Genomic DNA, 14947 nt, shown 5'->3' with positions numbered 1-14947 from the left:
GGTGTTTTTTGTTGGTCTGTGTGTCGTTGTGCGCGGCGCCCTGTTGTTGGGTGGTCCGCTTTTATGGGGTTTTTTTTTTCCGGGCGCAATGGGGGGTTCACCCCGCTCCCACAGGGACAGGGCCCGACCAGTCAACCCATGCCTCAGAACCGATAATCCAGGCTCATCAGTACACTGCGCGGATCGCCATAGAAGTTGTGGTCATAGTCCACGGCCTTGTAGTACCGCCGGTCGAACACGTTGTTGAGGTTCAGCGCCGCCGTCAGGTGTTCGTCGAAGTCATAGGCCACCCGCGCGTTCCACACCGCGTAGCCGCCTTGCTCGCGGCCGTAGTAGCCATACCCCGCCGCGCGGCTCTGGGCATTGACCCCACCACCCACCGCCAGCGCCTTCCACTCGCCCGGCAAGCGATAGTTGGCCCAGGTGCGCAGGATGTGCTTCGGCGTATCCGTGGTCCCGGTGATGTTCGCTGCAGTGGTTGCCGGTTCTTCGTCCAGATACTTGATCAGGTTCAGGGTGTAGGCCGCGTACAGCTCCAGCCCCGTGGCCACCTCGCCACTCAGCTCCGCCTCGAAACCGCGGCTGCGGATGGTGCCGGACGGCACGTAGCAGGTGCCCCCGCAGCGCGCCGTGGCCGTGGCCGAGTCCACCGAGGAATCCACCAGGCCGATGTTGTCCTGCTCCATCTGGTACAGGGCCAGGCTGCTGTTCAGGCGGCCGCCGAAGTGCTCGCCCTTGAGGCCGATCTCGTAGCTGGTGCCGGTCCGCGGCTCCAGGATCGTCCCGGCGGCGGTGCGCTGGGTCTGCGGCTTGAAGATCTCGGTGTAGCTGGCATAGGCATTCCAGTCGTCGTCGAGGGCATAGACCAGGCCGGCGTAGGGGGTCAGCTTGTCGGTCTTGCGCGCCTCGCTGCGGCTCGCGCCCCAGGGGCCGACATCGTCGAACAGCGTGCGGAAGCTGGACAGGCGGCCGCCGACGATCAGCGACAGGCGCTCGCCGAGCTGGTAGTCGCCCACGGCGTAGATGCCTTTCTGCGTCGAGGTGTAGCCGTCATCCCATTGGTTCGCGGCATAGATCGACGCATCGCTGGGCTCGGCCACGTCCAGGTTGGGGTTGAACACGTTCAGCGGTCGCACCACGTTGTAGCGTGCGCCCCACACGTCGTGGCTCTTCAGGCGCGAATAGTTGCCGCCGACGGTCAGGCCCAGGCGCCGCTCGAACACCTGCAGGTCGCCGGTGACATTGAGGTCGCCGCCCCAGTGCTCGGAGAAGTAGTCGAAGGCATAGGCATCGCCGGAGAAGCCGGCGGCGGAGTCGATGCGGCCACGCCGCTGCAGGTACTTGAAGTCGTTGAACTCGCGGATATTGACCAGGCTGCCCTTGAGCTTCCAGGTGTCGTCGAGCTGCTGGGTGAGGTCCAGGTAGTAGGTGTCCTGGCGTTTGTCCCAGCTATCCCACGTGGTGCCCAGGTAGGTCGAGCGGCCGAAGCGCGGCATGCTGCCGTCGCTGTAGTTGGGCAGGCCCATGGTGTTGGGCGTGGCGTCGGTGCGTTCGTGGCTGTAGCCCAGGCCGAGGGTGGTGCGCTCGCTGAGGTCGAAGTCGAGGGCGGCGTAGTAGGTCTGGTTGTCGGCGCCCACTTCATCGACGAAGGAATTGCTGGTGTCGTAGTCCGCCACCAGCCGCCCGCGCAGGCGGCCTTCGCTGTCCAGCGGGCCGCTGGTATCCAGTTGCGCGCCGTAGTGGTCCCAGGAGCCGGCCTTGGCGCTCAGGTGGGTCTGTGCTTCGGCGGTGGGGCGCTTGCGCACCAGGTTGACCGCACCGGACGGGTCGCCGCCGCCTTCCAGCAGGCCCTGCGGACCGCGCAGCACCTCGACCCGGTCGAAGATCGCGCTCTGCCCGCTGAAGCTGGAGCCGCGGGCGTACAACTGGCGCTCCAGCGGCACACCGTCGTACTGGAAGCTGTTGAGGAAGAAGCCGCGGGAATAGAACTGGCTGCCGGTGAACGACGGCACCACGGTGATCCCCGGTGTCTGCGCCAGGGCATCGGTGACCGTGCGCAGGTTCTGCTGGTCCATGCGCTCGCGGGTGACCACGCTGACCGACTGCGGGATGTCCTTGACCCGCTGGGTGCCCTTGCCGATCGAGGTCATCGGCGAGGTGAAGGAGCCGGTGCCTTCGGTGGTGGCGCCATCGCGGCGGGCATCGACGCTGGTGGCGCCCAGTTCCAGTGCCCCTGCCCTGGGGGCCGGTTGCAGCAGGTAGCGGTTGTCGCCGATGGGCTGGGCGCTCAGGCCGCTGCCGCCGAGCAGGATATCCAGTGCCTGTTGCACCGGGTAGCTGCCGCGCAGGGCGTTGCTCTGCTTGCCTTCGGTCAGGCGGGTATCGCCGCTGAGGTAGATCCCGGCCTGTTCGGCGAACTGGTTGAGGCGGGCACTGAGCTTGCCGGCGGGAATATCGAAGGCTTGCACGCGGGCCTGTTCGGCGGCCAGCGGTGCCAGCCCGGGCAGGGCCGTCGCCGGGATCGACAGGGCCAGCGCCAGGGCCAGCGGGTTCAGGTGGACGCGGGGAAATGACGACATGAAGGGTTCCTTGCAAAAGTCGCTGTGCGGTTTCTATGGGCTTGAATCGAACGAGTCGAAAAAACCGGAAAGCGACCGGCGAACTTTTTTCAGCGCGTCATCCCTGGGGGGCGTCCAGCGGCTCGATGCTGATCCACCAGGGCAGGCGCCGGCGGGCTTTCACCGGCAGGGTGCGCTCCAGCATGGCCAGGGCCAGGTCGGTGTCGTGCAGCGGGAAGGTGCCCATGATCTTCAGCCCGCGCAGCGCCGGGTCGACGCCGAGGTAGCCATGGCGGTAACGCGCCAGCTCGGCGACGAAGCGCTCCAGCGGCAGGTCCTCGGCCAGCAGCACGCCGCGGCTCCAGGCTTCGCGGGTGGGGGAGGCGGGTTGCAGCGCGGTGAAACCCTGGTCGTCGAAGCCCAGGCCGTGGCCGGCGGCCACTTCCTGTTGCGCGTTGGAGCCGGCGCAGCGCGCCAGGACCCGGCCTTCGAACACCTCCAGGCGCGTGCTGCTGGCGTTCAGCGCGACGCTGAAGCGGGTGCCCAGCGGTTGCAGGCTGCCTTGCGCGGTGTGTACCAGCAGCGGTCGCGGATCGCTGGCGGTGCTGATCAGCACCTCGCCGCGATACAGGTGCAGGCTGCGTTGATGTGCATCGAAGTGCACATCCACGGCGCTGTCGCTGGCCAGCCACAGGCGCGTGCCGTCGGCCAGGCGCTGCTCGACGATCTCGCCGGTGGCGCTGCGCAGGTCGGCCCGCCAGGCCAGCAACGGCTCGCGCAGCAATGGCCGCCAGGCGAACAGGCCGAGCAAGCCCAGCCCGGCGACGCCGGCCACCCCGCGCAGTAGCCGACGACGGTTCACGCCCTGGCGGCGCAGTTGCTCCAGGGTTTGCGCGGCGTCCTCGACATCGTCGTGCAACGGGGCGAAGCGCTGGCTGACCCGCTCGACGAAACCCCAGGCCTGGCGATGGCGCTCGTCCTCGTCAAGCCAGTGCTGCCAGGCCTGTTGCAGGGCGTGGTCGTGGGGCTTGCCGGAAAGACGTGCGTACCAGTCGGCCGCTTGCTGCAGGGTGGCGTGATCGGGCGGGCCGGGGGTCATGACAGGGCTGCGTCCAGCTCGGCTTCCAGCAGCATGCACTGGAACATCGCCTTGGCCATGTAGCTGGTCACCGTGCGTTCGCTGACCCCCAGGCGCTCGGCGATGGCGCGGTAGCCGAGACCGTGCAGCTGGGCCAGGAGAAAGGCTTCGGCGACGGCCTTGGGCAGTTTCTCCAGCATGGCCTGCACCTGCTCCAGCGCCTCCAGGACCATGGCCTGGTGTTCCTCGCTGGGCATGCAGGCGTCCGGGCGGTTGGCCAGGGTCTCCAGCCAGGCCTGCTCGACCCGCCGGCGGCGCCAGAAATCCACGCAGACATTGCGCGACACCGAGCCGAGCCAGGCGCGGGCATGGGCGTCGTCGGGGAATTCACGGGGCTGGGCGAGCAGGCGTACGAACACGTCATGGGCCAGTTCCGCGGCGTCGCTGGCATTGCCCAGCTTGCGCTTGAGCAGGGCGCGAACCCAGCCGTGGTGCTCCTGGTAGAGCCAGCCGACATCGGAAGGCGAGGGGGATCGGGGCATGGAGGACAATGCACTGTGATATCAAATGTGAATTGTTCTCGATAGTACGTTGATATCACTGCGCCGCACAATCGCGCCTGGCAACGAGGTGCAAGCGACTGGCAGGGAGGAGCAAGCGGTGTGCGGGCGGGAAGGGGATACTGATGCTGCCCCTTTGGTAGGTCACTCAGGGTGCGACGGCAATATCTTCATATCTGCGCTACGTTTGAACCGCCAGTAGGGTTACTGGCGGTTTTTTTTCATTGCTGTTCTGGCGCCGGATGTTCGTGGGAGCGAGCTTGCTCGCGAACGGGCGCGAAGCGGCCGCAAGCTTCTTGTCGAGGGTGAATCAGACACACTCTGGAAACAGGTTTTACGACGGCTTCGCCGCCGTTCGCGAGCAAGCTCGCTCCCACCGACCATCCATCACGGCGCACACCTCAACCGTTGGCCCGTTTCCCCTGCGCCTGCTGCGCCACCAGGTTGCGGATCCGCGGCAGCAGTTCCTGCCCGTACTCCACCGCATCGCGCAACTGGTCGAAGCCACGGAACAGGAAGGTCGTTACGCCGAGGTTGTAGTACTCCAGCGCCGCCTCCGCCACCTGGTCCGGCGTGCCCACCAGCGAGGTCGAGTTGCCCGCTGCCCCGGTCAGCGCGGCAATCGCGGTCCACAGGCGCTTGTCATGCACCACCTTCTGGCTCGCCAGCTCCACCAGGCGCGAGGAACCGATGTTGTTCTTGCCCACGTTCAACTCGCGACGCTTGCCCGCGCGCTGTTCATGCAGCACCTTGGCGTCCGCCAGGATGCGCTCGGCGCGGGCCCAGGCTTCGTCCTCGGTAGCACCAAGGATCGGCCGCAGCGACAGGCTGAAGCGGATGTGCTTCTCCCGCCCATACTTGGCCGCCGCCCGGCGTACCTTGGCGATACGCTCGCGCACCTGCTCCAGCGGTTCGCCCCACATCATGTAGACGTCGGCATGCCTGGCGGCGACTTCCACCGCCGCGTCGGATGCCCCGGAGAAGTAGATCGGCACATGGGGCTTTTGCAGCGGCTTGATCAGGGTCAGGTTGTCTTCGACGCGGTAGTGCGGGCCTTCATGGTTGAACGGCGTGGTCGCGGTCCAGGTCTGCTTGACCACGTCGAGGTACTCGCTGGTGCGGGCATAGCGGGCGTCCTTGTCGAGGAAGTCGCCGTCGCGCTGCAGGTCGCCGCTGTCGCCGCCGGTGATCACGTTGATCGAGGCGCGGCCACGGCTCAGGTGATCGAGGGTGGCGAACTGGCGGGCGGCGAAGGTCGGCGCCTGGAAGCCCGGGCGGTGGGCCACCAGCAGGCCGAGTTTCTCGGTGTAGGCGGCGACATGGCTGGCGATGATCAGCGAGTCGGCAGCGCTGGTATTGACCGCCAGCAGGGCCTTGTCGAAACCGCCGTATTCCTGGGCCTGGGCAAAGGCACGGATGAATTCCAGGTCGACCGCCGGGCCGCGGGGGGCCTGGGATTCGCTAGCTTCCTGGGGGCCGATCAGGCCGATGAACTCAAGACTCATAGGGGTAGATTCCTTGTCCGTCGATAGGTGGGTTGAGTGCGGTTCAGGCGACCGCTTCCTGGCTGCGACGCAAGGTGTAGCGGTTGTCCGGCACGGCCAGGCCGAAGTTGTCGCGCAGGGTCTGGCCTTCGTATTCACGGCGCAGCAGGCCGCGCTGCTGTAGCACGGGCACCACCAGCTCGGTGAAGCGCTGCAGGCCGTCCGGCAGCAGCGAATTGATGATGAAACCATCCGCCGCCTCGTGTTCGAACCAGTCCTGGACGGCGTTGGCCACTTCCTCGGCGGTGCCGACGAAATCGCGCTTCGGCGCGGAGAAGCGCAGCGCCACCTGGCGCAGGGTCAGGCCTTCCTCGCGGGCGATGCGCTTGAGCTGGTCGGACGAGCCCTTGTGGCTCTGGCTGCCGAGGTCGCCGAGGTCGGGGAAGGGCGCGTCGAGGTCATGGCCGCTGAAGTCGTAGTCGTTGAACGGGCGGCCGAGGGCGACCAGGGCGTCCTCGATGCTCACCAGCTCCACTGCCTGCTGGTAGCGGCGCTCGGCGTCCTCGGCATCGACGCCGACGATGGGGCGAATGCCCGGGAGGATGAACAGTTGGTCCGGATTGCGCCCGAAGCCTTTGGCCCGCTGCTTGAGGTCCAGGTAATAGGCGCGGGCATCGCTGAAGCCTTCGGGGCTGACGAAGATCGCATCGGCCTGGCGCGCGGCGAAGTTGCGCCCGTCCTCGGAGGTGCCGGCCTGGAAGATCAGCGGCTGGCCCTGGCGCGAGCGGGCGATGTTCAGCGGGCCCTTGACCTTGAAGAACTCGCCCTGGTGATTCAGCGCATGCAGCTTGTCCGGGTCGAAGAATTCGCCGCTCTGCTTGTCGCGGGTGAAGGCGTCATCCTCCCAGGAGTCCCACAGGCCCTGCACCACCTGCACGTGTTCCCTGGCGATGCGGTAGCGCTCGGCATGGGGCGGGTGCTCGGCCTTGCCGAAGTTGTCGGCGGTGCCAGACAGCCACGAGGTGACCACGTTCCAGCCGGCGCGACCGCCGCTGATATGGTCCAGCGAGGCCAGCTGGCGGGCGACCTGGAAGGGCTCGGTGTAGCTCACGGTGATGGTCGCCACCAGGCCGATATGCTCGGTGACCGCGGCCAGGGCGGAAAGGATGGTCAGCGGTTCGAAACGGTTGAGGTAGTGGGGGCTGGACCTGGCGTGGATATGCAGGCTGTCGGCGATGAAGGCGAAGTCGAACTTGCCGCCCTCTGCCAACTGCGCCTGCTGCTTGTAGTAGCCGAAGTTGACGCTGGCATCGGCCAGGGCCTGCGGATGGCGCCACTCGCCCCAGCCGTGGCCGACACCGTGGATCATTGCACCCAGTTTGATCTGTCGCTTGCTCATGCTTCGCTCCTGCGCGAGGGAAGGCGACGAAGCACGGAGAGGCCCGGCTGCATCGCTCGATAACGGGCCTCCGCCGGGAAAGGGGTCGGTCTTGGGTAGACCTTATGCGGGTGTGAGGTGTCTGTGAAGGACCTTTTTCTTCTATGCTAATTATGTAAAACGAGCATCAAATATTATTTCTAATATCAGTAAATTGAATTTAATCCTGCGCCCGTCATGTGTGCGGGCCGATCTGCTGCAGCTGGCCGAGGCGGCTACGGGTTCGCGCCAGGTCCGCCACGCTGCCGCCCAGGCTTTGCGCCAGGGGGCGCTCGCCGATCAACAGCAAGGGCTTGTCACGGTCGTACAGCACGTCCACCAGGTTGATGAAGCGCTGCTGCGCGGCGATGGTGCAGTCTTCCAGGTCCGGCAGCCCTTCGATGGTCCAGTGTTCGAAACGCTGGATCAGCTCCAGGTAATCGATGACCGCCGTGGCCTGCTCGCAGATGCTGGCGAAATCGAAGACCACGCTGCGCTCGTCACGCACCCGCGCGCGCAACTGGCGCTGGTTCACCTCAAGCACCACGTCGGCCGCAGGCGTGGCGAAGCCCAGGTGCTGCAACTGTTCGGCGGTGCCGGGCCAGAGATAGTGGCCCTGGGTGAAGCGCTGCTGCCGGCCGGCGTCGGGGAGGGCGCGATAATCCTGCTCGCCACCGACTTCCAGCACCTGCATGCGTTCCTCGATCAGGCGGATCACCGGCTCGAAGCGCTGGTGATAGAGCGGGTTCGGCAGCAGGCCCCGGGGCGGGTAGTTGGAGGTCACCAGCAGGAAGATGTCGCGGGCGAACAGCGCCTTGTACAGCCGGGTGAGCAGCATGGCGTCGCCGATGTCGTGGACATGGAACTCGTCGAAGCACAGCACCCGGCAGTCGCCGAGCAGGTGGTCGAGGGTCACGTCCAGGGCATCGGCTTCGCGGCGGTGCTCGAACATGCCCTGGTGCAGGCGGGCGAAGAAATCATGGAAATGCAGGCGGCGCTTGGGCAGGTCGCCGAGGGCGTTGTAGAAACCGTCCAGCAGCCAGCTCTTGCCCCGTCCGACCTGGCCATGCAGGTACAGGCTGCAGGGCCGGCCCGCAGGCAGGCGCGCCGCCTGTTGCGCCATGGCCGCGATGACCCGCTGCTGGCCGTCGCTCAGGGTGTAGCCCTGTTGTCGGGCCTTGTCTGCGAAGAAACGCTGGATGTCGGCGTCGACGGCCGCGTCCGCCGGGGCACGGGGACTCAGGCGTTGACGCAGGGCACGCAGGGGCGAACGGATCCAGGCGGGCAAATCGGTTTCCTCGAAGGCGGGGCGGCGTGCGGCCGGCAATATTAACCAGATAGTGAATAACGCTACCAGCCAGGTCAGCCTGGTTCGTCGGATATTTCCTGTACAAGGCCTGTACATTTCTTAACCGGCTGGCAGCATTTTCCTCGGCTGCTACCCTCAATCTCAGATCACTCCTGCAAGGGCAGGGAGGGAAGGTGAAGGGACGATCACTGCTGGCGCTACTCGGGCTGTGTACCGCCCAGGGCGCTGCGGCCACGGATTTTCTTGTCGAAGTGCGTATCGACGTGCAGCGCGGCTGCCTGCTGATCCACGAGACCCGTGATGCCGGCGCCGAGGCGCTGGGCGTATTGGATTTCGGCCGCAGTCCGCGGCTGGACGACCCCGCCGGGCCGCTGGGCAGCCAGTTGCTGGTGCAACGGCCGCCGCGCCTGGAATGCAATCCGGATACCGCCTACCAGGTCAGGGTCGACGGCGGCCAGCATGGCGGCACCGGCGACGTGCGCTACCTGGTCTCGGCCGATCCCCGCGCCAAACCCATTCCTTACCGCCTGTTCCAAGACCCTGCCTGGCGCGTGCCGTTGTCGGTGGACATCGCCCAGCACGGCCGGGTGCCGGACAGCGGATCGGTGGAACTTCCCTTGTACGCGCGTATCGACACTCAAACCGAGCTCCCACGGACGGGACGTTATTCGGACCTGTTGAAGGTAACCGTGACCTGGTGACGGTCGCTATGTCACTGCTTAGGGAGCGAGCAGCATGCAGACATCACGCATTCTCCTGCTGAGCCTCGGACCGCTGCTGCTCAGCACCAGCGTTCATGGCGCCATGAGCGGGCATGTCCAGGCCCGCCTGGTGCTGACCTCGGCGTGCCAGATCAGCAACGACCCGACCCCGCAGGCGCCGGCACCCGCCGGTGGCGTGCTGGACTTCGGCGCCCAGGGGCCGATGTGGGACAACCCGCTGCGCGCGGCCCTCGACGACACCGCCGGCAACGGCAACCTGCAAGTCAGCTGCAACCCGCAGGTGCGCGCCTTCACCGTGACCATCAATGGCGGCAGCAATCCCACCGGTACCACGCGCCGGCTGAGCAACGGCGGCGTGCTCATTCCCTACCAGTTGTCGACCGACCCGGCCGGCCGCTCGAACTACGGCATCGGCCAGCAACTCAGCTTTTCGGTGAGCAGCGCGGCACAGATCCCCATCCCCATCTACGGCGTTGTCGTAGCCAACCCCAAAGCCCTGCCCGCAGGCGTTTATCGCGACACCCTGACGGTGACGCTGGACTGGTAACAGTCAAAGGAGTGAATCATGAAACCTAGCCTTTCCCGTTTCCTCTTCGTCGGCGCCGGACTGTTGCTGGCTGCCCAGGCCCAGGCCGCCACCGTCACCGGGAATATCAACGCCTCGCTGGTGCTGATCTCCAGTTGCCAGGTGAACGGTTCCACGGCCACCACCGGGGTCAACTTCGGTGCCCTCAACTTCGGTACCCAGACCGCCCTGTTCACCCAGGCCGGGGCCCAGGTGCTGGCCGGCGGTGGCGGTGCCATGAGCATCCTCTGCTCGAACGGTGCGATCCCGGTGATCAAGGTCGGCGTGGGCGCCAACGACGGTCAGTCCACCGGCGGGACCCGGGCCCTCGCCAACGGCTCCGGGAGCTATGTGCCCTACGATTTCTACACCGACTCCGGCTTCGGCACGCTGTTGCCGATCAACGGCACCATCACCCTGCCCACCAGCACCGGCGCGGCGCAGACGGTGAATCTGTACGGCAAGGCGGTGGGCAAGTCCGGGCTGCCGCCGGGTACCTACACCGACACCGTGGCGGTCGAGCTGAGTTTCTGAGCCATGCACGGGCGTCTGGCGCTGGGCCTGGCGCTGGTCGCGGCGGTGGCCCCGGTGCCGCTGGATGCCGCCCTCACCAGCACCTTCCTGGTCAATGCGACGATCCAGGCTGGTTGCCTGGTGGTGGGCGGGGTGACCAATTACGGCAACCTGGATTTCGGCAGCTATTCGGCGCTGTCCACGGCCGTCGCCACCACCCCGCTCAACGGCACCACCGTGACCTTGCAATGCACGCCGGGGGTGACCCTGAGCATGGCCGTGGATGGCGGGCAGAACAACAACGGCAGTCGCAACCTCAAGCGCAGCAGCGCCAGCAACCTGCAGGTCTACCAGCTGTTCCGCGATGCCGCGTTCAGCCAGGCGCTGGGCATCAACCAGACGGTGGCGGTGAGCTACAGCGACCCGACTGCCATCAAGTTGCCGATCTACGCCCGTGCCCAACTGAGCGGAACGCTGCCGGCGGGAACCTATACCGATGTGCTGCAAGTGACACTGACCTGGTAAGCGAAAAAGCACCGGGCTGACAAGAACACGAAGGAGGCTGGCATGGGAACGGACGCTCGGCGTCTTGGCGCGGGGAGGGTGCTGTCGGCGCTGCTCCTGGTGCTGTGGGGAGGAATGACGCAGGCAGCGACCTCGGTATTGATCTGGCCGATCGATCCGGTGATCGAGGCCGAGCAGAAGGCCGGCGCGCTGTGGCTGGAGAACCGTGGCAGCGAAGTGGCCAACCTGCAGATCCGCATCTTCGCCTGGCGCCAGGGCGAATTCGACGACCAGTACCAGAACCAGCGCGAGATCATCGGCAGCCCGCCGCTGGCCAAGATCGAGCCCGGGCAGAAGCAACTGGTGCGCCTGACCCGCACCGGCAAGTCGCCGGTGGGCCAGGAGCAGGCCTACCGCATCATCATCGACGAGATCCCGCCGCCCTTGCCGGCAAACACCGGTGCCGAGAAACCGCAGGCAGCGATCCGCTTCCAGATGCGCTACTCGGTGCCGTTGTTCGTCTACGGCGACGGCCTGTGGGGCAAGCCGGACCCCGAGGGGCAGCGCGACAGCAAGGGCGTCGGCAAGCCGCAACTGAGCTGGCGCCAGGTCTCGGTGCAGGGCAAGCCCTTCGTCGAGATTCGCAACACTGGCCCGGTACATGCGCGGCTGACCGATGTGGTCATGCAGCAGGGCGGGCAGCGCCGCCCGGTGGTGGAAGGCTTGCTCGGCTACGTGTTGCCCGGAGCCAGCATGCGCTGGCCGGCGCCGCTGCAGGCTTCGGCAGCGACCGTGTTGCAGGGCCGGGTGAATGGCGGCGAGGCCGCCCAGACCATCGGCCAGGGGCAGTGAAGTGAGCGGATAGATCCAGGGACCAGGGGCTGGAGCAGCCCCGTCAAGGGTGGGAACAGTGCGTGAAGGGATTTCTGGCCAGTACCCGTCGTCTGGCGCTGGCGAGTGGCATGACGGTATTCGCGGTGACGCCGTTGCTGGCAGGCGAACTGCCGCCGCCACCCAGCGGCCAGGAGGCAGTCAGCGATGCGCAGTTGTATCTGGAACTGGTAGTCAACCAGATGAACAGCGGTAGCGTGGTGCCCGTGCAACAGCGTTCCGGTCACCTGTACGTGGCCGTCAGCGACCTGCGTGCCGCGGGTATCGAATTCCCCGTGCCGGTGCCGGAGCAGGTGGCACTGGACAGCATCGACGGCCTGCACAGCGACTATGACAGCCAGGCCCAGCGCCTGCTGCTGCAGGTGCCGCTGAACTGGCTGCCGAACCAGCGTATCGGCGGCCGCTCGCTGTACCCGCCGAGCGAGGCCCGCAGCAGCTTCGGCGCGCTGTTCAACTACGACCTGTACCTCAACGACACCGATGACGCCGGCACCAGCCTGTCGGCCTGGAACGAGTTTCGCGTGTTCGACAGCTGGGGCACCTTTTCCACCACCGGGCAGTGGCGCCAGCAGATCAGCGGCGACAGCTTCGATTCCAGCCAGCGCGGCTTCCTGCGCTACGACACCACTTTCCGCTACACGGATGAGGAACGGCTGCTGACCTTCGAAGGCGGCGACGTGGTCAGTGGCTCGCTGCCCTGGAGCAGTTCGGTGCGCCTGGGTGGTGTGCAACTGTCGCGGGACTTCGCGGTACGACCGGACCTGATCACCTATCCGTTGCCGGCCTTCGCCGGCGAGGCCGCGGTGCCGTCCTCCCTGGACCTGTTCATCAATGGCTACAAGAGCACCAGCGCCGACCTGCAGCCCGGTCCCTACACCCTGACCAACGTGCCGTACATCAACGGTGCCGGCGAGGCGGTGGTGGTGACCACCGATGCCCTGGGGCGCCAGGTCTCCACCACCTTGCCGTTCTATGTCACCAGCACCTTGCTGCAGAAGGGCTTGATGGACTTCTCGGTGGCGGCCGGCAAGCTGCGACGCAACTACGGCATCAGTGATTTTTCCTATGGCTCGACCCTGGCCACGGGCAGCCTGCGCTACGGCGTCAGCGACAACTTCACCCTGGAAAGCCACGCCGAGGCCGGCGAGTCCCTGGCCCTCGGCGGCATCGGCGGCAACCTGCTGGTGGGCAACCTCGGCGTGATCAACGCCGCGCTGAGCCACAGCACCTTCGAAAGCCGTGGCGGCCAGCAGTTGAGCCTCGGCTACCAGTACAACAGCCAGCGCATCGGTTTCAGCTACCAGCGCCTGGAACGCCGCGGCGACTATGCCGACGCGACCTTGCTGGACAGCCCCTACGCCCGCCTCAGCCAGCGCAGCGAGCAGGTTACCGTCAGCCTTAACATGGAGCGCTACGGCAGCCTCGGTGCCGGCTACTTCGACGTGCGCGCGGCCGACAACTCGCGCACGCGGCTGGTCAACCTGAGCTGGAGCCGCTCGTTGTGGGGCAATACCAGCCTGTACCTTTCGGCCAACCGCGAAGTCGGCGGCAACGGGCAATGGGCGACCCAGGCGCAACTGGTGATTCCCTTCGACCTGCGCGGCACCATCAGCCTCAGCGCCGAACGCAACCAGAATGGCGAGAGCCTGCAACGGGTCAACTACAGCCGCGCCGTGCCCAGCCAGGGCGGGGTCGGCTTCAACCTTGGCTATGCCGGTGGCGACCAGCAGGCCTACCGTCAGGCCGACCTGACCTGGCGCCTGCAATCGGTGCAGCTGCAGGCCGGCACCTATGGCACCAGCGACGCCATGACCCGCTGGGCCGACGCCAGTGGTTCGGTGGTGTGGATGGACAACGGCCTGTTCGCCGCCAACCGCATCGACGATGCCTTCGTCGTGGTCAGCACCAATGGCTTTGCCGACGTGCCGGTACGCTACGAGAACCAGCCCGTGGGCCGCACCAACGGCAAGGGCCAGTTGCTGGTGCCGTGGAGCAGCGCCTATTACCGCGGCAAGTACGAGATCGATCCCCTGGAGTTGCCGGCCAACATCCGCGCCGGCAGCGTCGAGCAGCGCGTGGCGGTGCGCCGTGGGGCCGGCTACCTGCTGAATTTCCCGCTGGACCGGGTGCTGGCGGCGAGCGTCGAGCTGGTAGATGCCAATCACCAGGACCTGCCGCTGGGCAGCCAGGTCACCCACCAGCAGAGCGGTTCGCTGGCGGTGGTGGGTTGGGACGGGCTGGTCTACCTGGAGAACCTGGCGGAACAGAACACCCTGCTCGTGCAACTGGCGGGCGGCGGTAGTTGCCAGGCGCAGTTCAGCCTCGATGGCGCGCAGGACGATGTGCCGCTGATCGGCCCGCTGGTGTGCAAATGAAGCGCTGGCTGGCGGTCTTGCTCCTGTGCCTGGCGGCGGCGCAGGCGCGGGCGCAGTGTACGGTGGTGCAGGCGACCAACGCGGCCTTCGGCAGCGTGGCATCGACCCTGGTCAATACCACCGTGCAATCCACCTCCACCACCAACGCCGGATTGCGCTGCAGTGGCTCGTTGCTCAGCCTGTTGCGTACCGACGACTTCTTCAAGCTGACCCTGACACCGGTGGGGGGAACCACCGGCCTGGTCGGCCCTACCGGCGACGTGATCAAGTACACGATCTATGCCGACAACACCACGTCCTTCCCGATCACCCGCGGCCAGCCGTTCGACTTCGCCCGCCATGGCATCCTCGAAGCCCTGGGCCTGCTCGGCAGCATCGTGCCGAGCACCGTGCCGCTGTATTTCAAGACCCTCACCGGCAGCAACGTGGCCGCCGGCACCTACACGGAAACCTTCACCGCGTTCTGGGACTGGGACTATTGCTACGGCATCGGCATCGGCGGGCTGTGCCTCGGGCGCCAGACCACCAGTGGTACCACCAGCATGACCGTGACCCTGACGGTCACCGCCGATTGCCAGATCACCACGCCGACCATCAACTTCGGCACGGCGCCGGTGGTCAGTGGTTTCTCCACGGTGAACCAGAGCATCAGCCTGTCGTGTACCAAGGGGAGTGCTTATACGGTAGGGCTCAATGACGGGCTGTACGTTTCGGCGGGGCGGCGGCGGATGAAGTTGACGACGGGCACCAGTTACCTGGCCTACGACATCTTCAAGAGTGCTGGCACCACGCGCTGGGGCTCCCTGACCACCGCCCGGCGCGCCAGCAGCGATGCCGACATCAATCCGGGCAATGGCACCGGGACCGGAAGCCAGGTGTTCAACTACAACGCCAAGGTCTACACCGACCAGGCCACGCCACCGGCCGGTGCCTATCAGGACAGCGTGATCCTCGACGTGGCGTTCTGAGGC

General features: G+C 66.4%; 13 protein-coding genes. 7 read left to right on the top strand and 6 right to left on the bottom strand.

Annotated elements, in window-relative coordinates; genetic code table 11:
* Window positions 1-143: 143 nt before the first annotated feature.
* The 6 genes from V0R59_RS18530 to zapE all read right to left on the bottom strand — a co-directional run bounded on the left by V0R59_RS18530 (window position 144) and on the right by zapE (window position 8385).
* The gene (locus V0R59_RS18530; protein WP_330075914.1) at window positions 144-2579 is read right to left on the bottom strand and encodes a TonB-dependent siderophore receptor; all 2436 of its coding nucleotides are present in this window, start codon (window positions 2577-2579) and stop codon (window positions 144-146) included.
* Between the two features lie 97 nt (window positions 2580-2676).
* Entirely contained in the window at window positions 2677-3657 is a 981-nt protein-coding gene (locus V0R59_RS18525) for a FecR domain-containing protein (protein WP_330075913.1), read from the bottom strand.
* Window positions 3654-4178 (bottom strand): sigma-70 family RNA polymerase sigma factor, encoded by a 525-nt coding sequence (locus tag V0R59_RS18520; RefSeq protein ID WP_330075912.1) that lies wholly within the window; start codon window positions 4176-4178, stop codon window positions 3654-3656. Before V0R59_RS18520 ends, V0R59_RS18525 begins: the two co-directional genes overlap by 4 nt.
* A 419-nt stretch (window positions 4179-4597) precedes the next feature.
* Window positions 4598-5701: an LLM class flavin-dependent oxidoreductase gene (locus V0R59_RS18515; RefSeq protein ID WP_330075911.1), complete on the bottom strand. Its 1104-nt coding sequence runs from the start codon at window positions 5699-5701 to the stop codon at window positions 4598-4600.
* Window positions 5702-5744: 43 nt separating this feature from the next.
* A complete protein-coding gene (locus V0R59_RS18510; RefSeq protein ID WP_330075910.1) occupies window positions 5745-7079 on the bottom strand; it encodes an LLM class flavin-dependent oxidoreductase in 1335 nt (444 codons plus the stop codon).
* 214 nt (window positions 7080-7293) lie between these two features.
* Window positions 7294-8385: a cell division protein ZapE gene (gene zapE / locus V0R59_RS18505; RefSeq protein WP_330075909.1), complete on the bottom strand. Its 1092-nt coding sequence runs from the start codon at window positions 8383-8385 to the stop codon at window positions 7294-7296.
* A gap of 194 nt (window positions 8386-8579) precedes the next feature.
* Between zapE and V0R59_RS18500 the strand changes: the two genes are divergently transcribed.
* From V0R59_RS18500 to V0R59_RS18470, 7 genes are all read left to right on the top strand, one after another.
* The gene (locus V0R59_RS18500) at window positions 8580-9107 is read left to right on the top strand and encodes a Csu type fimbrial protein (RefSeq protein WP_330075908.1); all 528 of its coding nucleotides are present in this window, start codon (window positions 8580-8582) and stop codon (window positions 9105-9107) included.
* Between the two features lie 34 nt (window positions 9108-9141).
* Window positions 9142-9675, top strand: coding sequence for a Csu type fimbrial protein (locus tag V0R59_RS18495; RefSeq protein WP_330075907.1), 534 nt, complete (start codon window positions 9142-9144; stop codon window positions 9673-9675).
* An 18-nt stretch (window positions 9676-9693) separates the two neighbouring features.
* A complete protein-coding gene (locus V0R59_RS18490) occupies window positions 9694-10227 on the top strand; it encodes a Csu type fimbrial protein (RefSeq protein ID WP_330075906.1) in 534 nt (177 codons plus the stop codon).
* A 3-nt stretch (window positions 10228-10230) separates the two neighbouring features.
* Complete coding sequence (locus V0R59_RS18485) at window positions 10231-10731, top strand: Csu type fimbrial protein (protein ID WP_330075905.1); 501 nt, start codon at window positions 10231-10233, stop codon at window positions 10729-10731.
* Window positions 10732-10773: 42 nt separating this feature from the next.
* Window positions 10774-11562: a fimbrial biogenesis chaperone gene (locus tag V0R59_RS18480; RefSeq protein WP_375547390.1), complete on the top strand. Its 789-nt coding sequence runs from the start codon at window positions 10774-10776 to the stop codon at window positions 11560-11562.
* Between the two features lie 110 nt (window positions 11563-11672).
* Window positions 11673-13976, top strand: coding sequence for a fimbria/pilus outer membrane usher protein (locus V0R59_RS18475; RefSeq protein WP_330075917.1), 2304 nt, complete (start codon window positions 11673-11675; stop codon window positions 13974-13976).
* On the top strand, window positions 13973-14944 hold the full coding sequence (locus V0R59_RS18470; RefSeq protein WP_330075904.1) for a Csu type fimbrial protein: 972 nt from the start codon (window positions 13973-13975) through the stop codon (window positions 14942-14944). Before V0R59_RS18475 ends, V0R59_RS18470 begins: the two co-directional genes overlap by 4 nt.
* The last annotated feature ends 3 nt before the right edge of the window (window positions 14945-14947 follow it).

This window comes from Pseudomonas ulcerans (assembly GCF_036324125.1).
Classification (GTDB): domain Bacteria; phylum Pseudomonadota; class Gammaproteobacteria; order Pseudomonadales; family Pseudomonadaceae; genus Aquipseudomonas; species Aquipseudomonas ulcerans.
Note: the sequence above shows the minus strand (reverse complement) of the source record. Positions and strands in the feature narration are given on the sequence as shown.

Excerpts from the sequence above, each read along its gene's own strand:
- V0R59_RS18530 (WP_330075914.1), bottom strand. The coding sequence starts at position 2,579 with ATGTCGTCATTTCCCCGCGTCCACCTGAACCCGCTGGCCCTGGCGCTG.
- V0R59_RS18495 (WP_330075907.1), top strand. The coding sequence starts at position 9,142 with ATGCAGACATCACGCATTCTCCTGCTGAGCCTCGGACCGCTGCTGCTC.
- V0R59_RS18525 (WP_330075913.1), bottom strand. The coding sequence starts at position 3,657 with ATGACCCCCGGCCCGCCCGATCACGCCACCCTGCAGCAAGCGGCCGAC.
- V0R59_RS18485 (WP_330075905.1), top strand. The coding sequence starts at position 10,231 with ATGCACGGGCGTCTGGCGCTGGGCCTGGCGCTGGTCGCGGCGGTGGCC.
- V0R59_RS18490 (WP_330075906.1), top strand. The coding sequence starts at position 9,694 with ATGAAACCTAGCCTTTCCCGTTTCCTCTTCGTCGGCGCCGGACTGTTG.
- V0R59_RS18475 (WP_330075917.1), top strand. The coding sequence starts at position 11,673 with ATGACGGTATTCGCGGTGACGCCGTTGCTGGCAGGCGAACTGCCGCCG.
- V0R59_RS18515 (WP_330075911.1), bottom strand. The coding sequence starts at position 5,701 with ATGAGTCTTGAGTTCATCGGCCTGATCGGCCCCCAGGAAGCTAGCGAA.
- V0R59_RS18470 (WP_330075904.1), top strand. The coding sequence starts at position 13,973 with ATGAAGCGCTGGCTGGCGGTCTTGCTCCTGTGCCTGGCGGCGGCGCAG.
- V0R59_RS18480 (WP_375547390.1), top strand. The coding sequence starts at position 10,774 with ATGGGAACGGACGCTCGGCGTCTTGGCGCGGGGAGGGTGCTGTCGGCG.
- V0R59_RS18520 (WP_330075912.1), bottom strand. The coding sequence starts at position 4,178 with ATGCCCCGATCCCCCTCGCCTTCCGATGTCGGCTGGCTCTACCAGGAG.
- V0R59_RS18510 (WP_330075910.1), bottom strand. The coding sequence starts at position 7,079 with ATGAGCAAGCGACAGATCAAACTGGGTGCAATGATCCACGGTGTCGGC.